The organism is Streptomyces sp. NBC_01296 (assembly GCF_035984415.1).
Taxonomy (GTDB): domain Bacteria; phylum Actinomycetota; class Actinomycetes; order Streptomycetales; family Streptomycetaceae; genus Streptomyces.
Genome location: NZ_CP130720.1, coordinates 556,230 through 576,286 on the forward strand (window position 1 = coordinate 556,230; position 20,057 = coordinate 576,286).

Below are 20,057 nucleotides of genomic sequence, written 5' to 3' on the forward strand. Positions count from 1 at the left end.
CCCCGGCGGCCGAGCCTGCGCCACGCCGAGGGCCTGTTCGGGCAGGCTGGTTGCGTCGGGCGCGCGTCGGCCGGGGACGTTCGTCGGCGGCGACGGGTCGGGTGAGGAGGGTCACCACAGGTGCACGTCCCGGCGGGCCCGCTCCCGTTGCTAGATTGTCCGGCGGCCCGGTCCCGAGGCCCCGGACGAGATGCGCCGTACCCGGTTATGCACGACGACGCGCCAGGCGCCGTCCCACCCGGCAGGCGCCGAAGCGCCGTCCGGCCCCGGGCGGCGATCCCTCGTCGCACAGATGGGCTGACCACATGACCGTGCCGCTGACCCGCACCCTCTACCGGACGACCGCGCACGCCAGCGGGGGCCGTACCGGATCGGTGGTCACCGAGGACGGGCGCCTCGACGTCCGTCTGGCCCCGCCCCGCAAGAGGGTGCCCGGGACCACCAACCCCGAGCAGTTGTTCGCGGCCGGCTTCGCCGCCTGTTTCACGTCTGCGCTGGCCGAGGTCGCAGCCGAGTTCGGGGCGGATGCCTCGGCCGCGCGCGTCGCGTGCGAGGTCCAGCTCGGAACCACGGACACGCCCGCGGGCTACGGTCTCGCGGTCGGCCTCACGGTCTCCCTGCCGGGGTGGAAGGCGGCCGACCTGCTGCCCCTGCTCCACCGGGCGGACGAGGTCTGCCCCTACTCGCAGGCGGTCCGCGGGAACATCGGGCTCTCGCTGCTGGCCGTGGACGACACCGCCGCCGATGCCTGAGCCGGCAGCCGCCCTCGGAACCCCTCCGGCGGCGGGCGGGCCGGGCATCGCGGTGCCCGAGAGGGGTGCGTGGCTGCGTCGCGGCATCAGCCGGAACGGCGGCCCCCTGGTGGAAGACCGCGAGGTGGTGTGGCTGCAGGCGGGCCCGTACTTCGCCGACAGCCGGGGCTTCGCCGGCGTCACCTCCTTCGACGGCTCCCGCGTGCACTTCCACCACCTGGAGGGCGAGCCCGGCGAGGACACGGGCACCTTCCGGTGGGAGGGTGCCCACCTCATCGAGTGGGGCACCAACACGGACGGCAGTACGTTCCTGGAGGTCTGGACCCCGCTGCCCGCCGACGACGGCGACGCCGGCTCCTGGGCCGGTACCGGCTACCACGTGGTGCGCGTCGGCCGGCATCTCGTACATGTTGATTCCCGCGCGGGTACGTACTGGCGGACGTGACCGGTCAACGACCATGCGAACGGGCAGACAACGCAAGGACGCCCGGCCGGGAGGTCCCGGCCGGGCGTTTGCGTGCGTCTGCTCTACCTGCTGGCGGCTTAGTACCAGTGGTGGGTCTGCCAGAAGTCCCAGGCGCCGACGGGGCTGCCGTAGCGGGAGTTCATGTAGTCCAGGCCCCACTTGATCTGGGTCGCCGGGTTGGTCTTCCAGTCCGCACCCGCCGAAGCCATCTTCGAGGCCGGCAGCGCCTGCACCAGGCCATAGGCACCCGAGGAGGCGTTCGTGGCCGTGTGGTTCCAGCCGCTCTCACGCGAAACGATGTTGTTGAACGCCGCGAACTGCGCCGGGTCCTTGATCATCTGCTGGGCGATCGCCTTCGCGCTCGTCGGAGCCGCCTGAGCGGGAACCGTGGCAAGCATCGAACCGGCGACACCAAGGGCGACGACGGCACCCGCGAGGGTCTTCTTCGAAGCGGCGATGCGGCGGATGACAGCGTGGGACACGGACGAACCTTCCGACGGGAACAAGGACGATCGCCACATGCCGAAGACATGCGAGAGCCACTCACACACAGGAGAGGGGATCGACAGCGGCGGGTGAACCACCCGGGCCGCCCGGCGACACATCCAGTTCTACCCACACCCCCACCCCCTGACAACGACCCCACCTAGCCACCCTCGCAGCCCACCACCCCCACCCCCAGACCGGCGCACAAGGGACCGGAATCAACCCCTACAAGACCTACTACCCCGGTTCGTGTGTGACGTGCGCCCTATGGGACGGCTCACCCCCAGAACACCCGAACCTCACCGAACGTGACCGCCCGTACCCCTTTGTGAGTGGGCCAGAAGAGGGGGAAAAAAATCGGACGGCCATGTCGAGAACCCGTGGCCGGCTCCGTCCCTGGAGTGAAGGCGACCAAAATAGGTCGCACCAGCACTGAGGAGAAACGCCATGGCCAAGTACCTGCTGCTCAAGCACTACCGCGGCGCCCCGGCTCCGGTCAACGACGTGCCCATGGACCGGTGGACGCCCGAGGAGATCTCGGCCCACTGCCAGTACATGAACGACTTCGCGGCCCGGCTCGAGGGGACCGGCGAGTTCGTCGACGGTCAGGCGCTCGCCCCCGAGGGAACCTTCGTCCGGTACGACGGGGAGGGGCGCCCGCCCGTCACCGACGGCCCGTTCGCCGAGACCAAGGACCTGATCGCCGGCTGGATGGTGATCGACGTCGACAGCTACGAGCGCGCCGTCGAGCTGGCCGGGGAGCTGTCCGCCGCCCCCGGGGCGGGCGGGAAGCCGATCCACGAATGGCTCGAACTGCGCCCGTTCCTGGCCGCACCGCCCACCATCACGGAGTGACGTCCCAGATGGATGAGGCCCTGCTCCGGAGCCTCACGCCGAGCGTGCTCGCCGTCCTCGTCCGCCGCGGAGCCGACTTCGCGGCGGCCGAGGACGCCGTACAGGACGCGCTCGTCGAGGCGGTCCGCGTCTGGCCGGCCGACCCTCCGCGGGATGCGAAGGGCTGGCTGGTCACCGTGGCCTGGCGCAAGTTCCTCGACGCCACCCGCTCGGATGCCGCCCGCCGACGGCGTGAGGACCTCGTCGACGAGGAGCCGGCGGCCGGGCCCGCGGCCGCGGCGGACGACACGCTCCAGCTCTACTTCCTGTGCGCCCACCCCTCGTTGACGCCGTCCTCCGCGGTCGCGCTCACGCTGCGCGCCGTCGGCGGGCTGACCACCCGCCAGATCGCCCAGGCCTACCTGGTGCCCGAGGCGACCATGGCGCAACGCATCAGCCGCGCCAAGCGCACCGTCTCCGACGTGCGATTCGACCAGCCCGGCAACGTCGCCACCGTGCTGCGCGTCCTCTACCTGGTCTTCAACGAGGGCTACTCCGGCGACGTCGACCTCGCCGCCGAGGCCATCCGGCTCACCCGGCAGCTCGCGGCCGCGATCGACCACCCCGAGGTGGCGGGGCTGCTCGCCCTCATGCTGCTCCACCACGCCCGGCGCGCCACCCGAACCGCGCCGGACGGCAGCCTGGTACCCCTCGCCGAGCAGAACCGCGGCCGGTGGGACACGCAGGTGATCGCCGAGGGCGTCCGGATCCTGCAGGCGGCCCTCGCCCGCGACCGGCTGGGCGAGTTCCAGGCCCAGGCCGCCATCGCGGCACTCCACGCCGACGCACCCACCGCCGAGGAGACCGACTGGGTGCAGATCCTCGAGTGGTACGACGAGCTCGCGCGACTGACCGACAGCCCGGTCGTCCGCCTCAACCGCGCGGTCGCCGTCGGCGAGGCGGACGGACCGCGCGCCGGCCTGGCGGCGCTCGCGGCGCTGGACGACTCGCTGCCCCGCCACGCCGCGGTGGCGGCGTACCTCCACGAGCGCGACGGCGACCTCGCGACGGCGGCACGGCTGTACGCCGAAGCGGCCCGGAAGGCACCCAACCTCGCCGAGCGCGACCACCTCACGCGCCAAGCCGCGCGCCTCAACGCCCACCCGCGTCCGTGACGGGTCGAGTGGGCAGGTCGAGGGCCCTCGAACCACTGTGCACGCGCGGTGGCTTCGCCCCGGAGCACACCCGCGACGCGCTCACCGGCCTCGGCTACCCTGCCGCGAAGGTGCGATCGTACGAGAACGGCCCAGGGCCCGCGGCGCATCCTCCGCAGACGTCTACGGGGTCTGCGTCGGGGTGAACTGCGTGAGGATCAGCAGGGTGTCCACGAGGTCCTCGGCGGGGGCGCCGGTGGCGAGGCGGCGCAGTTGCTGCCCGAAGACCAGGGCGACGGCCACGCCGGCCAGGCGCTCGGGGTCCGGCACGCCGAGTTGGGTCAGGATCCGGGCGGCCAGCAGGTCGTAGGCGGCGAAGCACTCGGCCGCGGCGGCACGCAGCCGTTCGTCGCGGCCGGCCTGCACGTACAGCTCGAACGGCGCGATGTGACGGCTGTCGAAGGCATTGCCGCCCGCGACCTGGGCCACCACCTCGGCCGCCTGCCCGATGTCGAAGCGCTCGTCGGTGCACTCGTCGGCGAGCGTCGTGAAGTGCCGGGTCTCCTCGGCCACGAAGTGCAGCAGGCTTTCGCGCAGCAGCTCGTGCTGGGTGGCGAAGTGGTACGTGACGGAGCCGAGGGAGACGGCAGCCTCCTTCGCGATCCGCCGGTTGGTGACGGCGGCTATGCCGTCCTGCCCGATGATCCGCAGTACGGCGTCGATGATGCTCTGGCGGGTGTCGGAAGCATGGGGCATGTCGTCATTCTGCCCCATCGGCCGAAACCAGTGCCCGGGCAGGGCTGGGGAGTTGGAGGCGCAAGAGGTGTGGACAGCCTGCTCGGCAGTCCCTACTGTTCGTTCGAACGAACAGTAGGGCCGCCGCCGCACGGGAGTGATCGTGGAGATATCGGGATCGAACGTTCTGCTCACCGGGGCCACCGGAGGCATCGGCTCCGCCCTGGCCGCGCGCCTGACGTCGCAGGGGGCCCGCCTGACGGTCAGCGGGCGCAGGAAGGAAGCCCTCGAGGCCGTCGCAGACGCCTGGGGCGCCCGCACCGCCGTCGCAGATCTGGCCGTCCGGTCCGACGTCGTCCGCCTCGCCGAGACCTGCGCCGAGGCGGACGTCCTCGTCGCGAATGCCGCCCTGCCCGCCAGCGGCGACCTCAAGGACTACACCGAGGAGCAGCTCGACCGCGCACTCGACGTCAACCTGCGCGCGCCCGTCCTGCTGTCCCGGCTGCTCTCGGAGCACATGGTGGCACGCGGGCGCGGCCACATCGTGTTGGTCGGTTCCCTCTCCGGCAAGGCGGCGACCAAGGCGACCTCCCTCTACAACGCGACGAAGTTCGGGCTGCGCGGATTCGCGTTCGCCCTGCGCCAGGAACTCAGGGGGACAGGGGTGGGCGTGTCCCTGGTGCAGCCCGGATTCGTCCGCGACGCCGGGATGTTCGCGGCCACCGGCGCCACCCCGCCGAAGGGCCTCAGGACCGTCACGCCCGGCCAGGTCGCCGACGGCGTCGTACGGGCCGTCCACCGCGACCGGTGCGAGGTCAACGTGGCACCGCTCGAGCTGCGGCTGCTGAGCGCCGTCGCCGGGCAGTTCCCCGGTTTCGCCGAGCGGGTCCAGGCCCGTTTGGACCTCGATGGCTCCGTGCGACAGATCGTCGAGGCCCAGCGCTCACACCGGTAGACGCGCCTTCCCTGCCACCTCACGTGAACGGAGAGCACCGCTGTGCCGAGTGAACACCTCCCGATTCCGCATGGCGTGGCCGACCCCGGCCCGGGCGTCGAGCGCAGGTCCCTGCTCCGATTAGGGGCCCTGCTGGCCGCGGGCGGGGCCTCCGCGCTGCTTCCCGCACCGATCGCGCACGCCGCGAAGAGGGGTCAGGGGAGCGACACCGTGACCACCACCTACCAGGGCCGCGCCCCGAAGGGCAACGACCAGTGGGCGTACGTCGCCTTCGACGTCCCCGCGGGGGTACAGCGGATCTCCGTCGACACCTCCCACGACGCCGCCGCCGGCATCCTGGACCTCGGCATCTTCGGCCCCTCCGGCTTCCGCGGCTGGTCGGGCGGCGAACGGGCCGGCTTCACCCTGTCCGCGGCGGACGCCACCCCCGGCTACATACCCGCGCCGGTCGAGCCCGGCAGCTGGTCCGTCATCCTGGGACCGATGGTCGGCGCCGACGGCGGCATGGCCTGGCAGGTCAGTGTCACCCTGCACCACGGAGACCCGCTGCCCCGGACCCCCTACGACATCCTGCCCGCCTCGCTGCCGGGGCGCGGACCCGGCTGGTACCGGGGCGACCTGCACCTGCACAGCGTGCACTCCGACGGGAAGCGCACGGTGGACGAAATAGTCGCGGCCGCCCGCCAGGAGGGGCTGCACTTCATCGCCACGTCCGACCACAACACCAGCTCCACCGGCCTGACATGGCGCGGCAACGTCCCGACGGACCTGCTGGTCGTCAACGCCGAGGAGGTCACCACCCGGCACGGTCACTGGCTGGCCGTCGGCCTGCCCCAGGGCGAATGGGTGGACTGGCGCTACGGCCCTGCGGACCAGGGGGCGTTCGAGAGCCATGCCCGGCGCGTCCACAGCCTGGGCGGACTCACCATCGCCGCCCATCCGCTCACTCCGGCAGCGGGCTCCTTCTGGGAGTTCGGCCTCGACCGCGTGGACGCGCTGGAGGTGTGGAACGGGCCGTGGACGCTGGACGACGCGGCCAACATCGCCGCCTGGCACGTCATGCTGTGCCTCGGCAAGCGCGTCGCCGCCGTGGGCAACAGCGACGCCCACAGCCCCGCGGACGCCGTCGGCCGGCCGCACAACGTGGTGCACGCGACCAGCCTGTCCACGCCCGCCGTACTGGACGCGCTGCGCCTGGGCCGGTCGTACGCCGTCGAATCCGCGGCCGTGACCGTGGACTTCACCGCCCGCACCGGCGGGGCGGTCGCGGGACCCGGCGAGGAACTGCCCCTGTCGTTCTTCGACACCGTCGACGTGACCTTGGACGTGACGGGCGCCCCGGACAGCATCGCCACGCTGTACACCGAGTGGGGCATCATGGCCGCCACCTGTATCGACGGCAGCGGCAGGGGACGGTTGCGCTGGCGCGGCTGGGGCAAGGCCTCCCTGTTCGCCCGCGCCGAGGTGCGCCGGCCCAAGCCCGCCTCCACCACGCTGGACCAACTGGTGGCCATCACCAACCCGGTGTGGTTCTACTCCGCGCAACTGCCCCCGTACGACGTCGAGCGGCGCGCGCTCTTCCACACCGAGCGCCGCCCCGACGGGTCGTGGAGCAGCATGCGTCCGCTGCCGGGGGCCGGCGAGGGCGCGGGCGCCGCGTCCTTCGCGGGGGTCCAGAGCGCCGTGGCCGGCATGGCGGACGGCTCCGTCGTGGTGCTGGGCATCGCGCTCGACAACGGCCTGTGGCTGACCACCGTACGGGGTTCGGCCACGCTCCAGCCCTGGCAGCGCGTCGCGGGACCGGACGGCGCGACCGGGTTCACCGTCCGGGAGGCGGACCTCGCCGCGTTCCCCGACGGGACCTGCCAGATCGTGGTGACGGCCTTGGACGGCACCACCTTCCACCAGCAGCGGCGCGCCGACGGCACCCTGCCCGGGTTCCGGGCCGTGCCCGGGTTCAGCGCGAAGAGCCGCTGGGGTGCGACGAAGGTGTCGATCACCGCCATGCCCGACGGGTCCGCCCAGCTGCTCAGTTACGGCACCGACGGTGCCATGTACCACTGTGTTCGCGGGCGGGACGGTACGTGGACGGCCTGGGGCCGCCTGGCCGGCTACAACGGGGCCCCGACGTTCTCGGGTCCCGCCCTGGCGATCACCGGTCTGCCCGACGGTTCTTCCCAGGTCCTCGCGATCGGCCTCGACGGAATCGTGTACCACCAGCTGCGGCGGGCCGACGGCTCCTGGACCGGCTTCCGGCCCCCGCAGGGTGTCGCCGGCCCCACCATGGGGGCCAGTGCCATCGGCATCGCGGGGACGCCGGACGGCTCCGCCCAGGTCGTGGCGGTCGGGCTCGACGGCCGGATCTGGCACAACGCGAGGAGGCCGGACGGCTCCTGGACGCCGTTCGCACAGATACCGGGCCCGAACGGGAGGGACCCCTTCCCCGCGGGGCAGGTGCGCATCGCCTCCCTCCGTGACGGCACGACGCACGTGACGGCCGTCAGCGCCGGCTAGCCGGAGCGTCGGCACCGGCGCGGCGGCAGCGGCAGCCGCAGCGGCGGGACCGTCCGGTGTCCTCGTGGCGGCCGAGGACTCGCCCGCGCTCGAGGTGACCGGCCTGGTGCCGGACGGCGGCCCGTCCCCGGCCGAACGGGGCCGGGCCACTCGGGGTCAGGCGCGGCAGCGCAGCATCGTCAGCGGGGGGTTGGCGGCGTAGTCGTCCCAGAAGTGCTCGCCGTACTCGCGCACGCCGGCGGCGGCGATCTCCAGGGGAACCCAGGTGACCTCGTTGAATCCGGCGGCCCGCAGGCTCTTCTCGTAGACCTCGCGGCTGGGCGGGTTCGCGACGAACGAGATCGGCGGGTCGAGGAGCGCGGTGACCCTCACGCGCGGCCCGATCTCGGTTTCCTCGCCGAGCGATTCACACAGGAAGCCGTACTTGGCCAGCGACGGCCCGTCGAAACGGAAATCCGGGTTCTGCACGAAGGCGAAGAACTCGGCCCCGTCCGCGATGCTGCGGTGGATGTTGCGGCACATCCGCTCGATGGTGGCGACGTCCTCGGCGTAGTTGAACAGCTGGACCGCAACCGCGAGGTCGAAGGGCTGCTCGAAGGTGCGCAGCTCGGCGACGTCGCCGACCTCGTAGTGCACGCTCAGTGGGTCACGATCCTCCAGGGCCCGGGCCGCGTCGACCATCGCGGAGGAGATGTCGACGCCCAGGACGTGGGATGCGCCGCGGCGCTTGAACTCCCGGCTGTAGAAGCCGGTTCCGGAGGCCAGGTCGAGGATCGACTTGCCGTTCACGTCGCCGACGAGGGCGAGGAAGCCGGGGACCTCTGCGCAGCGCGCGAGAGGGAGGGTCTTGAAGCCCTCGAACGCCTCGCCGATCTCGTCGTACAGCTGACCGCTCATCGTGCTGTTCCCCCTCTGTTGTTGGCGGCGGCCGTCGGGACGGGCCGCAGCACCTGGCGGGAAGTCTCCCTGGCGTGAGCCGGGGCGTCGTACTGGCGGAAGCCACGAATATGCAGCGCCTGCCTCGTGTTCATCCTCGGAAGCCCAGTGTGATCGTCGATCCGGATGACCGGCCGTCAGGGGCGCGGGGGATGCAGGGAGTCCGCCCCGGTCAGCGGTTGGTGTTGAGGAACCCGATCGCGACGGCGCCCCACCAGCAGACCTGGGACAGGAGCGCTGTGGCACCACTCCAGGCCGTCAACCCGCGACCGACCGGCCCAGTGGCTTCGGCGAGGCGGCGGCCGAGGAGGCCCGCCTGAAGGCCGTTGAGGGTGAGCAGGCCGACCAGTGCGATCTTCGCCTGAGTCAGCAGGGAGTGGAGGTCCGGGTGGAGCATGAGCCCACTCACGACCAGCCCGCCGAGTCCGGCCCAGATCGGGACGTGGAGCCGGGACGTGGCGGATATGACCTCGGTGAGTGAGCAGCGGCCGGTGGCCCACAGCAGGCCGGCCAGCACCATCGCCCCGCCCGGGCGGGCAGGCGCCATCCGGGCAAGGGCGTTGATCGCATTCATCCTGGTGCGCGCTGCCGCCCCCGAGGCTTTGCGACCCGCGGAGAGACGCATTTCAGGCGCCTGGCCCAGTGCGGGGCCGGTCCGCGTCCCGCCGCCGGGGCAGGGCCTCGCCCCCGGACGGCCCGCTCGCCACCCGCGCGCATCGGGGCCCGCCGAAGCCGCCTTCTTCCCCGGTCGATCTTCGGGGACCGACACCCCTTGGCCCTGGGGCCCTGCGCCCCGCCGTCCCCCTACGATGTTCGGCATGCCTGCGGTTTCGGCTTCTCGGACAGGACACCGGTTCGCCGCGCGGCTGGGGCCGGCCGCCCGTCTGGTCGTGTGCGCCGCCGTTCCCTGGGGCTTGTGCGTCTGGCTCGGCACCAGCTTCGCACCGGTGCCCGCCGCCCTGCCGGCCGTCCTGATCCTGCGCGAGGACGTCTTCGCCGCGCCCCGGCTGGCCCTGGAGCGGATGGCGGGAGTCATGGCGGGCGTGCTCGTCGGCGTGGCCGTCCTGCACTGGCTGCCCGTCTCCTCCGCCTCGTTCCTGCTCATGCTGCTCTGCGGCTGCGCAGGCATGTACCTGTTGGGCGGCAGCGGCGCCCCCAACCAGCAGGTCCTGGTCTCGGCGCTGATGATCTACGCCACCGCGGCCCCGGGATACCCGTTGGCCAGGCTGGAGGAGAGCGCGATCGGCATCGCGGTCGTGGCTCTCCTCGGTCCCCTCCTGTGGCCGCCCGACCCCTACCGCGCGGCGCGGGACGAACTGGACGCGTACCGGACCGACCTGTACGCGCTCCTCGACGGCATCGCCGCTCGGGCCGCCCTCGAGCAGCCCGCCCCCGCCCAGCCCGGCGCCGACGTGTTCTGGCAGCGCCCGCACGCGCTGGCCGCCTCACTCGACGGGACCCTCGCGCGCCTGCGGCTCGTGCCGCTGAAGCGGACCGACTCCGCGCGCCTGGCCGGCCTCCGGCCCCGGCTGCACCTGGCCGGTCGTACCGCGCTCACCCTCCAGTTCTTCACCGGCGAACTGACGGACCGGGCCCGCGACGCCGCCGAACCGGACGCGGCCGTACGCGATCTGGCCCCCCTCGTCCGGGCCACGTCCCGCGCCCTCGACGAGGCGCTGCGCGGAGCGGACTGTTCCGCCACGCTGCGCCGGGCTCGCGCCCTGGACGCAGCACACCGGGCCGCCCACCCCACCCGCCACGACGCGGTCCTGCGCGCCGGGCTCCACCTCACCCACGAGGCACTCGGCGACCATGCGGGGTAGGCGCCGTCGGGGTGGACGTCGTCAGAGGCGGACACCTGCTGCAGATCGTGGTCCTGGCGGCCGGCCTCGATGAGCCCGGGGAAGGCCGCCGCAAGCCGGCATCACCGTACGCGTCAGGGCTGGTCGTTGCCCTCGTGGAGGCGGCCCAGGAGGAGGTTCGGGTCCTTCTGGGTGGCGAAGTAGGACGCGCTCGTCACGTAGACGGTCTTGGCGTACGCGTCGCGCTTGTCGCCGTCGTCGCGGTGATCGCCTTCGTCATGCTTGTCGCCGTCGTCGCGGTGATCGCCTTCGTCATGCTTGTCGCCGTCGTCGCGGCGATCGCCTTCGTCATGCTTGTCGCCGTCGTCGCGGCGATCGCCTTCGTCATGCTTGTCGCCGTCGTCGCGGCGATCTCGGTCATCGCGGTCATGACGGTCTTCACGCTCGCCGCGGTCGTCACGCTCGCCGCGGCCATCGCTCTCGTCGCGGTGATCGCCCTCGCCGCGCTCGCCTCGGTCATCGCGCTTGTTGTGCTCGTCTCGCTTGTCGTGCTCGTCCCGCTTGTCGCGCACCGCCACGGCCGTCGGATTGGACAGCCCGTCCCGCTCGGTGAGGACGATCTCGTGGGTGCCGTCGGGGTGCACGAGTGCGACTTGGTTGGCCATGGTCAGCGTGGCGAGGACCGTGTCGTCGTGCCCGGTGAAGGCGAAGTCGTCGATCCAGTCGAGTCCGGTCGCCCTGGTCTCGATCGTGCCGGCGGACCCGTCATGCCGTACGGGGATCCGCAGCAGCGTCTTGCGGTCGGTGTTGGACACCCACACATCGCCGTTGTGGACCTTGATGCCGTTGGCGCCGGCCTGGAAGCCGTCGGCCTCGGGGAGGGGCTCGAGCGCGGTCCCCGTGGCCCAGGCCGTGGGTGTGCCGCCCGCCTGCGGGACGCGCCAGACGATTCCGCGTGCCGTGTCGGCCACATAGAACACGCCCCGCTCCTCGTCGAGGGCGAGGCCGTTGGGGAGCCCGTCGACCGGAAGCTGCGCGATCTGGGCGGGCGCGGCGCCGTGGGGCCCGATGCGCCAGATGCCGGTCTCGCTCGTTCCGGTGGCGTAGTTGACGTACAGGGTGCCGTCGTGGGCGCGCACGATTCCCATGACCACGGCCGCGCCGAGGATGGGCGTGTGCGGGTTCGTCACGGCGGGCAGGGTCGCGACGGGAAGGACCTCCCCCTGCTTGCCGACGCGGACGACCTGCCTGGCGGAGGCGAGGGTCAGGTTCGCCGAGCCGTCGGGTTCCAGTGCGATGTTCTCCGGCGCCTCTCCCGTGGTGAAGTCGAAGTACGCGACCACGCGCGGATCGGAGATGGTCGGCTCGCCGGCCGATGCCGGGCCTGATACGAGCAGGGTGAGGGCGGCGACCGTGGCGGTGGCGGCCAGGCGTGAGAGTCGGGACATGGGCCTCTCCTTGGGCGGGCACGAGGTGCCGGGACTACGCGGCACAAGAAGAAGGTGACGATGCGTCAGCCCGAAGCGGTGGCAGTCAGGGCCGGGAGATCGCCTGCACGGTCCAGGGCTTGGGCCAGTTGGCACAGGTGCCCGCCCTCGCCGGGAGCCGGGTCCGGGGGCCGCGAGCCGTACGGGACCGTACGCGGGCACCGGTGACCGAGTGTGCGGCGCTGGCCCTCGCTTCGCATGCCTGGCGGATCACCGGCCGGTGTACTCCCGGGGTCGTTCGGGAACCCGCTCGCGCAGCCGCGACCGCAGCCGACGGCCGACGGCCTCAGCCGAGGGTGAGCGGGTGGTCGGGAGCGAGGTCCTTCGCGATGCGTTCGGCCACCGTGGAGGCGGAGTTGCCCGCGGGGGAAGAGGGGCCCTTGGTCACGGAGACCGCGATCGAGAGCTGCTGCGCCGGCAGGTAGGCGGAGACGGCCGCGTAGCCGGAGAAGGACGGGTTCGTCGCGATCCAGTCGCGCAGGACCAGGACACCGAATCCGAAGTGGAGGGCCTCGGTGTTCTTCCGGCAGTACGGGGCGGGGCACTGCTTGGTCGGGGTGCCCAGGCCGACCGTGCCTGGGTTCAGCTGGGTGCGGAAGGACGCCTTCGACAGCAGGGATCCCGTGCCGATGCCGCGGGCGGAAGTGGCCAGGTCGCAGATGTCCCCGGTGAGGACCGCGCCCGGGGCGGTGGTCCACGAGGGGTTCCAGTAACTCGACTCCTCGTAGGTACCGCGTTCCGAGGTGAAGGCGTGCAGGGCCGGGGCCGGGATCTCGGGGGTCGCGGAGTTCGTCGTCTCGTGCAGTCCGAGCGGGCTGATCACGAGGTCCTGGAGCACCTGGTCGAGCGGCTTGCCGGTGATCTTCGCGAGGGCGGCGCCGAGCAGCTGGAAGTTCTCGTGGGAGTAGCTGAAGCTGGTGCCCGGCTCGTACCAGAGCGGGTGGCTGCTGGTGATGGCCAGGGTGTCCGCCGGGGTCCACTGGCGGAAGGGCTTGGCCTCGATCTCCTTGAGGAACACCGGGTCGGTGACGTAGTCGTGGATGCCCGAGGTGGAACTGCCCAGCATGCGCAGGGTTATCTCGTCGGCGTGGGGGACGTCCGGCAGCCACCGTGAGATGGGGTCGTCGAGGCCCACCTGGCCCTCGTCGACGAGCTGGAGCAGTGCGGTGGCCATGTAGACGATGCCGACCGAGCCGGTACGGAAGTGCATGGAGGGGTCGGCGGGGACTCCGGTCATCGATGTGCCGAGCGCTCCGGTGACGATGTTCCGCTCCCCCGAGGTCACGCGGAAGACGACCGAGTTGAGCCCGAACTCCCGCTGTGCGGCGCGGGCGATGTCGAGGACGCGGGCCGCCTGGCCCGAGGCCGCCTGGGGCTCCGGAGAGCTGACACACTTCCGCGCGGGTTCGGCGACGGCCGCGGCCGGGGCGGTCCCCACGCCGAGTGGCAGGACCGCGGCGACCAGACCGGCAACGCAGACGCACGCCGTTCGAGAACGCCTCACGTTCCCCAGTATGGCTGCGCAGCGGGCACCCGGCCCGGCGGGCGGCGCTTGACCGCCGGGCCGGATGAAGGCCGCCCCTGTGAGGGGGCCGTCGAGACCCGCTGCGGAGCGGCTTGGACCTCGGCCCGCGGGAGGCCGGAGCCGGAGCCCGGCGGACTGATCGATTCCTTGACCGACGGGGTCAAGCGTGCCTGCGACGCAGTACCGCGAATGCGGCGCCGGTGGCGGCCGCCGCGAGGATCAGTACGATGCCGCCCTCGACCAGCTGGAGCGGCCAGAAGTGGGCTTCCGGGTGGTACCGCACGTCCGTCACCCCGGAGGCCGTGGCCGTCGAAAGGTCCCAGGGATGGGCCGAAGACGCGGCGCTGTCGGCGGTGGGCCACAGATGGGGCCGCAGCAGAGCGAGGACGATGATCGTGCCCGCTGTCGCTCCCACGGCCGCGGCCATGCCCGCGACGGTACGGCGCAGGAGCAGGCCGGCCAGTGCGCCCACGGCGATGGCGAAGAGGGCGTAGGCGACGGCCACGGGCCCGACCGTCGGGTAGACGGTGTTCTGGTACCACTCGACGGGATACCACGAGTGGAGCGTGGTGCTCAGGGCCCACCCTTGTACGAGGACGGACGCAGGCAGGACGAGCAGCGCGCCGGCCGCCGGGAGCAGCACCTTTCCCGCGAGCCAGCGGCCGGGCGTGACCGACTGGGTCCACTGGAGCCGGTACGTGCCCGACTCCAGCTCGCGCCCGACCACCGGGCCGGCGACAAACGCTCCGAGGAGGACCGGGAGGACGGTCAGCAGCCAGGAGGTCAAGAAGAACAGGCGGTTGAAGTAGAGACTCACGCTGAGGTAGTGGCGGACTGGGATTCCGCAACCGGGGACGATCTTCTCGACCTTGCAACCGCTGGCCGTGAGGTCAGCGCCAAGACCGTCGACGTACCAGCGGGCGGCCGGGAGAGCGGCTGCTGCGAGGGCGAGCAGGGCGACGCCCGTCCACAGGGTCAGCCGGTGAAGGCGGGCGTCGACCCAGAGCGGTCCGCGCAGGGCGAGGGTGCTGAGGGCGCTCATGCGGCCGCCACCTCCGCGGACGACCCCATCCCGGTGAGCAGGGCCGGGGCGTCCGGCGCGCGCAGGTGGCCGAGCAACAGCTCCTCCAGGGTGGGTTCGACGCACTGCCAGGCAGTGTTGTCGACGGGTCCTTCGTGGCGCAGGAGCGCGGTGAGCTGACGGCCGGTGGTCCGGGCGGAGACCACGGTGTGGGGAGCCAGATCGCATACCCGGCCGGTGACGAGGGTGTGGGCGGCGAGGAGGTCCTCGATGCTTCCGGCGAGCCGGACCCTGCCCGCGTCCAGCAGGAGGAGGTGGTCGCAGGCGTCCTCCAGCTCGGTGAGGATGTGCGACGACATCAGGACCGTGGTGCCCCGCTCCGCCGCCGTCGCCATGAGGAGGCCCATGAGTTCGCGGCGGGCGAGGGGGTCGAGGTCGGCCATGGGCTCGTCGAGGAGCATCAGGTCGGGGCGTTTGCCGAGGGCCAGGGCGAGGGCGACGCGGGTGCGCTGGCCGCCGGAGAGTGACCTGATGCGCCTTCCCGGACTCAGGTTTCCGCCCTCGACGGCCGCGGCGGCAGCCTGCGCGTCCCAGCGGGCGGGGTTGAGTTCGGCTCCCATGCGCAGCGTCTCGGCGACCGTGAGCTGCGGGTAGAGCGGCTTGTCCTGGGCCACGTAGGCGATGTGCTCGCGAGCGGGGGCCCGCAGTGACCCTTCGGTGGGCTTCAGCACTCCGGCGGCCAGCTCCAACAGGGTTGACTTGCCTGCACCGTTGGGGCCCACGAGGGCGCAGACCCGGCCGGCGGGCAGCCGTAAGGAGCAGTCGCGCAGTGCCCAGCCGCGCCGGAACTTCCGTCCGACGCCGTGTGCTTCGATCGTCACAGTCATCCTTCGTCCCCCTGGTCGGTCTGAATCGTGCGGCGCGGGCTGTCCGGGGCGCCGGGGCCGTACTGTTCGGCGTCGAGGGTCTCGAGCACGGCGGTGAACAGCGCGGTGATGTCGTCCTTCTCCAGCCCCTCCGCCCGCGCCTGAGCCATCCACGTGGTGAGCTCGGAGCGCAACCGGGCGTCGGTGGCCCGCCCCTCGCCCAGGCTCCGGCGCACGAAGGTGCCCAGTCCGCGGCGGCCCGCGACGAGCCCTTCGCGTTCCAGTTCCCGGTAGGCCTTGAGCACGGTGTTCGGGTTGATCGCGAGGGCCTCGACCACCTCCCGGGCCGTCGGGAGCCGGTCGCCGGGCTCCAACAGGCCCAGGCGCAGGGCGTGTTTGGTCTGATGGACGAGCTGGAGGTAGGTGGCAACGCCGCTGCGACGGTCGATGCGGTATTCGATCACACCGTTCCACCACCCTTTCACTAATCAACTAGTGAAAGGGTGCCTGTGGGAGGTGTCCCTGTCAACCGATGACCGACGTGAGGGATACGCAAGGACGCCCGGCCGGGAGGTCCCGGCCGGGCGTTTGCGTGCGTCTGCTCTACCTGCTGGTGGCTTAGTACCAGTGGTGGGTCTGCCAGAAGTCCCAGGCGCCGACGGGGCTGCCGTAGCGGGAGTTCATGTAGTCCAGGCCCCACTTGATCTGGGTGGCCGGGTTGGTCTTCCAGTCCGCACCCGCCGAAGCCATCTTCGAGGCCGGCAGCGCCTGGACCAGGCCATAGGCACCCGAGGAGGCGTTCGTGGCCGTGTGGTTCCAGCCGCTCTCACGCGAAACGATGTTGTTGAACGCCGCGAACTGCGCCGGGTCCTTGATCATCTGCTGGGCGATCGCCTTCGCGCTCGTCGGGGCCGCCTGGGCGGGAACCGTGGCAAGCATGGAACCGGCGACACCAAGGGCGACGACGGCACCCGCGAGGGTCTTCTTCGAAGCGGCGATGCGGCGGATGACAGCGTGGGACACGGACGAACCTTCCGACGGGAACAAGGACGATCGCCACATGCCGAAGACATGCGAGAGCCACTCACACACAAGAGAGGGGATCGACAGCGGCGGGTGAACCACCCGGGCCGCCCGGCGACACATCCAGTTCTACCCACACCCCCACCCCCTGGCAACGACCCCACCTACTAGCCACCCTCGCAGCCCACCACCCCCACCCCCAAACCGGCACACAAGGGACCGGAATCAACCCCTACGGGGGCTACTACCCCGCTTCGTGTGTGACGTGCGCCCTATGGGACGGCTCACCCCCAGAACACCCGAACCTCACCGAACGTGACCGCCCGTACCCCTCTGAGAGACCGGCCGGATACCGGCACCACCTCGAGATCGAAGGAAACCGGCGGTTCGAGGGCTGCCTTCCGTGCCCGCCGCTGCAGCATGGGGTCGTACTGGACGGACTAGCCTCTCGGCCCCCGGGTCGCCTCGGCGCGGCGGAAGGCTTCGTCGCAGGTCCGGCCGGAGCGCTTGGCCACCAGGCAGAGGGTCTCGACGAGGCCGCCGTTGGTGAACTCAAGGCGCCAGGAGCCGCTGGTCAGCGCCACCGCCGGCACGGGCTCGCCGTGCCGGGCCGTAACCCGCCAGCCGCGTTCGACCAAGGCAGCCTCGAGAGCGGCGAGCCGGGTTTCATCGGCAGGGCCGTCGCCGCTCCAGTCCGCGATGCAGTCGGCGAGCTCCCCCTGCTCGGCGAGGGTGGCCCCACCCGGGGTGAGCCCTGCGGCGGTGGCCGCGGCCGCGAGTTCCGCCGCGACCGCGCCGCGCGAGGGGTCTCCCCCGGCGCGAGCCGGGCCCTTCGCGGCCCCGGGCTCCCGCACCCAGCCGTCCCCGGTGACCTCGTCGCCCGCAGCCAGGACGACCCCGCCGACGACAAGGGTGCCCACGACCACGGCGACCCCGACAGCTGCCGCCCACACGGCCCCACGCCCGAACCCGCTCACATCTGTCCCCCACACCCGTGTAACCCGCCGCCCGAGCCAACTGCCCGGCAGCAGGCGACAGGCTAACCCCTGCCGGCGCCTCGGCCTTCTCATCCGGTTCTTGCCGGGCCCCCGCCCGGGTCCTCCCGGTCCGACCGGTCGGAGGGGGAGCAGCGGGGGTCAGGGCGCCGGGTCGACCCGAGGGCCGGTCACTTTCGCCAGAACAAGTGGTGCGTCACGCCGCTCGGGCTGGGCACGACGTCCAGGTGGAACCGGTCGAGCAGCTCATCGGGGGACTTCCAGAGCCGCACTCCGGACCCGAGCTTCACCGGCGAGACGGCCACATGCATGGTGTCGACGAGGTCGGCGTCGAGGAACTCCCGGATGGTGGTGGCCCCGCCGCCGAGGCGGACGTCCTTGCCCTGCGCGGCCTCACGGGCCCGTTCGAGGACGGCGGCCGGGTCATCGTCGACGAAGTGGAACGTGGTGTCGGAAAGCGTGAACGAAGCACGCTTGTGGTGGGTCATGACGAACACCGGGGTGTGGAACGGGGGCTCATCGCCCCACCAGCCGCGCCACTCGTCGTCGCGCCAAGGCCCGCGCTGGGGACCGAACTTGTTGCGGCCCATGATCTCGGCACCGATGTTGCGCGCGTAGTCCCGCGTGAAGTAGTCGTCGAGGCCCCGGCTCCCCCCGGGGTCCGTGCGCATGGGCCAGCTCGCCGTGGCGCCGGCCCAAGCGAACAGCTTCTCGGGAGCGACATGGCCGAACGGACGTTCAAGGCTCTGGTCCTCACCGGCACCGATTCCGTCACTCGAGACGTTGAAGTTCTGGACCCTCAGCAGCTGCGCCACGTGTTCCTCCTGTGTAGTCGGCAGTGGTGAGACTCCCCGCGCCGGGCAAACTCATCGCTGCGTCCGCAACTGGTCGGAAATCGAGCCGCTGCCGACGGATCCCTACCCGGCGAGATGCCCGCGAGCCTGGTCTTCTGGGGCGTCGTCGGTCAAGACCAGCGCCTTGGCCCGGCGGAATTCCTCGTCCGTGATGTCGCCGCGCGCCCGCATGTCGGACAGCTTGGCCAGTTCCTCAGTGCTGCTGGGCCGGGGTGCACCGGCGGTCTCACGGACGTAGGTGTCGAACTCCTTTTGTTGGGCGCGCGCCTGGGCCAGTTCCCTGTAGCCCATGCTCTTGCCCCGGGCGATGAGGTAGACGAAGACGCCGAGGAACGGCAGCAGGATGACGAAGGCCAGCCAGCCGGCCTTGGCCCAGCCGCCCAATTCGTCATCGCGGAAGATGTCGAAGATGATCCTGAAGAGCAGGAAGAACCACAAGATCCAGAGGGCCAACACCAGCATGGTCCAGAAGACGCTCAGCAGCGGGAAGTCGTACGCGAGGTACACCTGAGTGGTCATGCGCCCCTCCACGTGGGCGGGCACCCGTCCCATCCGGCCGGTCCGCCGCTCCGAGGGCGGCGCAGGCACGGCGCTCGACGAGCACGGGCACGAAGTCGCGGACATTGCTGTCCTTGAAGTGATCCATCGCCGCACGCACCGCGGCATCCACCTGATCAGTGGGGGCGCCGGCCGCAAGAGGTGATCCTGAGCCTCTCGGCGACCCGCTCGACACCCTCCTCTTCGTCCGATCCAAGGGAGATGCGCCCTTCCGTACCGACCATGGTGCATCCCCCGGCTCCGGTCGGCATCCGGCCATCACGCCGAGGCGCAGCTGCACACCGCAGCCAACACCCTGGTACGCCGACGGCATCCCGGACGCGCCGGACATCACGGTCACGGTGCTCCCCTCGTACGCGCCCGTGCACGGGCGCGTACGAGGGGCTGCGGCCCGGGGCAGGCTCGCCATCGGAGCGCCCTGACAGCCGCCGTTCGCCCGCGCAGCCCGACGGGCGCAGGCCTCGGGGGACGCCTACCCTGATACGGCAACCCGCCGGCACGCTCCACATCCTGCGGTCAGCGTGCGGCGCGTCCGGCTCAGTTCAGCAGCGAAAGGCGGTTCCGATATGGCCACCAGGTCTGACGCCCCCGTTCTCGACACGCTCGCCGCGATGACCGTCGACTCCATGGAGCACTGCAACATGGACGAGAAGACACTCATCACCACCCGCATCGCCGCCCTCGTGGCCATGGACGCACCGGCCATCTCCTACCTGGCCCACATCAACCCCGCGGTCAAGGCCGACTTCACCGTCGAACAGCTGCAGGACGTACTCGTCGCGATCGCCCCCGTCGTGGGCACCGCACGCGTCATGTCGGCCGCGAGCCACATCGCTCAGGCATTCGGCGTCGCCATTGCACTGGCCGAAACCGAAGCGGAAGCCATAGCCAACGCCGAGGCCGAGAGTCGCAGCAAGTAGTTCCGGTCCACCGGAGGGCACACCGGGCGGCAGGCAGGGCACGGCAAGGCAGGAGCGCAGTGACGCACCGGTGCGTCACTGCGCTCCGTCGTGTTCCCCCGGATGGCCGTACCCGGGTCGCCCGCTACGGGAGCACGGACGAGTCTGGGGGATCGGCCCTGTCGACCCGGACGC

22 protein-coding genes and 1 riboswitch are annotated in these 20,057 nt (G+C 71.6%); of the genes, 8 read left to right on the plus strand and 14 right to left on the minus strand.

The features are described from left to right. The first annotated feature begins 161 nt into the window (after positions 1–161). Positions 162–224, plus strand: a riboswitch (guanidine-III (ykkC-III) riboswitch). An 81-nt stretch (positions 225–305) separates the two neighbouring features. Together OG299_RS02715 and OG299_RS02720 are read left to right on the plus strand one after the other, a co-directional pair. Then, complete coding sequence (locus tag OG299_RS02715) at positions 306–752, plus strand: Ohr family peroxiredoxin (protein WP_327360297.1); 447 nt, start codon at positions 306–308, stop codon at positions 750–752. Further along, positions 745–1,197 carry a hypothetical protein gene (locus OG299_RS02720; protein ID WP_327360298.1) on the plus strand — a complete coding sequence of 151 codons (453 nt, stop codon included), beginning with the start codon at positions 745–747 and terminating at the stop codon, positions 1,195–1,197. Before OG299_RS02715 ends, OG299_RS02720 begins: the two co-directional genes overlap by 8 nt. A 98-nt stretch (positions 1,198–1,295) precedes the next feature. On the opposite strand, the gene OG299_RS02725 is transcribed toward OG299_RS02720, so the two are convergent. Further along, positions 1,296–1,739, minus strand: coding sequence for an aggregation-promoting factor C-terminal-like domain-containing protein (locus tag OG299_RS02725; protein ID WP_266635480.1), 444 nt, complete (start codon positions 1,737–1,739; stop codon positions 1,296–1,298). A gap of 412 nt (positions 1,740–2,151) precedes the next feature. Between OG299_RS02725 and OG299_RS02730 the strand changes: the two genes are divergently transcribed. Both OG299_RS02730 and OG299_RS02735 read left to right on the plus strand, forming a co-directional pair. After that, the gene (locus tag OG299_RS02730; RefSeq protein ID WP_266638023.1) at positions 2,152–2,559 is read left to right on the plus strand and encodes a YciI family protein; all 408 of its coding nucleotides are present in this window, start codon (positions 2,152–2,154) and stop codon (positions 2,557–2,559) included. 8 nt (positions 2,560–2,567) lie between these two features. After that, positions 2,568–3,713 carry an RNA polymerase sigma factor gene (locus tag OG299_RS02735; RefSeq protein WP_327364438.1) on the plus strand — a complete coding sequence of 382 codons (1,146 nt, stop codon included), beginning with the start codon at positions 2,568–2,570 and terminating at the stop codon, positions 3,711–3,713. Positions 3,714–3,875: 162 nt separating this feature from the next. On the opposite strand, the gene OG299_RS02740 is transcribed toward OG299_RS02735, so the two are convergent. Next, complete coding sequence (locus OG299_RS02740) at positions 3,876–4,448, minus strand: TetR/AcrR family transcriptional regulator (RefSeq protein WP_327360300.1); 573 nt, start codon at positions 4,446–4,448, stop codon at positions 3,876–3,878. Between the two features lie 142 nt (positions 4,449–4,590). Here OG299_RS02740 and OG299_RS02745 point away from each other — a divergent pair, with 142 nt between their 5' ends. Both OG299_RS02745 and OG299_RS02750 read left to right on the plus strand, forming a co-directional pair. Beyond that, positions 4,591–5,382 (plus strand): SDR family NAD(P)-dependent oxidoreductase, encoded by a 792-nt coding sequence (locus tag OG299_RS02745; RefSeq protein ID WP_327360301.1) that lies wholly within the window; start codon positions 4,591–4,593, stop codon positions 5,380–5,382. A 210-nt stretch (positions 5,383–5,592) separates the two neighbouring features. Further along, positions 5,593–7,896 (plus strand): CehA/McbA family metallohydrolase, encoded by a 2,304-nt coding sequence (locus tag OG299_RS02750; RefSeq protein WP_327360302.1) that lies wholly within the window; start codon positions 5,593–5,595, stop codon positions 7,894–7,896. Between the two features lie 156 nt (positions 7,897–8,052). On the opposite strand, the gene OG299_RS02755 is transcribed toward OG299_RS02750, so the two are convergent. Both OG299_RS02755 and OG299_RS02760 read right to left on the minus strand, forming a co-directional pair. Then, positions 8,053–8,793: a class I SAM-dependent methyltransferase gene (locus OG299_RS02755; protein WP_327360303.1), complete on the minus strand. Its 741-nt coding sequence runs from the start codon at positions 8,791–8,793 to the stop codon at positions 8,053–8,055. Between the two features lie 211 nt (positions 8,794–9,004). Further along, a complete protein-coding gene (locus tag OG299_RS02760; protein ID WP_327360304.1) occupies positions 9,005–9,379 on the minus strand; it encodes a hypothetical protein in 375 nt (124 codons plus the stop codon). A gap of 271 nt (positions 9,380–9,650) precedes the next feature. On the opposite strand from OG299_RS02760, the gene OG299_RS02765 reads away from it, so the two are divergent. Continuing rightward, positions 9,651–10,655: an FUSC family protein gene (locus OG299_RS02765; RefSeq protein WP_327360305.1), complete on the plus strand. Its 1,005-nt coding sequence runs from the start codon at positions 9,651–9,653 to the stop codon at positions 10,653–10,655. 113 nt (positions 10,656–10,768) lie between these two features. On the opposite strand, the gene OG299_RS02770 is transcribed toward OG299_RS02765, so the two are convergent. The 10 genes from OG299_RS02770 to OG299_RS42645 all read right to left on the minus strand — a co-directional run bounded on the left by OG299_RS02770 (position 10,769) and on the right by OG299_RS42645 (position 19,372). Beyond that, positions 10,769–12,082: an NHL repeat-containing protein gene (locus tag OG299_RS02770; RefSeq protein WP_327360306.1), complete on the minus strand. Its 1,314-nt coding sequence runs from the start codon at positions 12,080–12,082 to the stop codon at positions 10,769–10,771. 325 nt (positions 12,083–12,407) lie between these two features. Next, the gene (locus OG299_RS02775; RefSeq protein ID WP_327360307.1) at positions 12,408–13,625 is read right to left on the minus strand and encodes a serine hydrolase domain-containing protein; all 1,218 of its coding nucleotides are present in this window, start codon (positions 13,623–13,625) and stop codon (positions 12,408–12,410) included. A 181-nt stretch (positions 13,626–13,806) separates the two neighbouring features. Continuing rightward, a complete protein-coding gene (locus OG299_RS02780; RefSeq protein WP_327360308.1) occupies positions 13,807–14,688 on the minus strand; it encodes an ABC-2 membrane transporter-related protein in 882 nt (293 codons plus the stop codon). Continuing rightward, complete coding sequence (locus OG299_RS02785) at positions 14,685–15,554, minus strand: ABC transporter ATP-binding protein (protein ID WP_327360309.1); 870 nt, start codon at positions 15,552–15,554, stop codon at positions 14,685–14,687. Before OG299_RS02785 ends, OG299_RS02780 begins: the two co-directional genes overlap by 4 nt. After that, a complete protein-coding gene (locus tag OG299_RS02790; protein ID WP_327360310.1) occupies positions 15,551–15,997 on the minus strand; it encodes a GntR family transcriptional regulator in 447 nt (148 codons plus the stop codon). Before OG299_RS02790 ends, OG299_RS02785 begins: the two co-directional genes overlap by 4 nt. A 154-nt stretch (positions 15,998–16,151) precedes the next feature. Then, positions 16,152–16,595 carry an aggregation-promoting factor C-terminal-like domain-containing protein gene (locus tag OG299_RS02795; RefSeq protein WP_266635480.1) on the minus strand — a complete coding sequence of 148 codons (444 nt, stop codon included), beginning with the start codon at positions 16,593–16,595 and terminating at the stop codon, positions 16,152–16,154. Between the two features lie 401 nt (positions 16,596–16,996). Next, a complete protein-coding gene (locus OG299_RS02800; protein ID WP_327360311.1) occupies positions 16,997–17,509 on the minus strand; it encodes a hypothetical protein in 513 nt (170 codons plus the stop codon). Between the two features lie 212 nt (positions 17,510–17,721). Then, positions 17,722–18,366: a dihydrofolate reductase family protein gene (locus OG299_RS02805; protein ID WP_327360312.1), complete on the minus strand. Its 645-nt coding sequence runs from the start codon at positions 18,364–18,366 to the stop codon at positions 17,722–17,724. Positions 18,367–18,468: 102 nt separating this feature from the next. After that, on the minus strand, positions 18,469–18,867 hold the full coding sequence (locus tag OG299_RS02810; protein WP_399849558.1) for an SHOCT domain-containing protein: 399 nt from the start codon (positions 18,865–18,867) through the stop codon (positions 18,469–18,471). Further along, positions 18,794–19,372, minus strand: a complete 579-nt coding sequence (locus OG299_RS42645) for a three-helix bundle dimerization domain-containing protein (protein ID WP_442817477.1) — start codon at positions 19,370–19,372, stop codon at positions 18,794–18,796. The genes OG299_RS02810 and OG299_RS42645 overlap by 74 nt, the downstream gene beginning before the upstream one ends. A gap of 157 nt (positions 19,373–19,529) precedes the next feature. Here OG299_RS42645 and OG299_RS02820 point away from each other — a divergent pair, with 157 nt between their 5' ends. Beyond that, on the plus strand, positions 19,530–19,883 hold the full coding sequence (locus OG299_RS02820; RefSeq protein ID WP_327360315.1) for a carboxymuconolactone decarboxylase: 354 nt from the start codon (positions 19,530–19,532) through the stop codon (positions 19,881–19,883). The last annotated feature ends 174 nt before the right edge of the window (positions 19,884–20,057 follow it).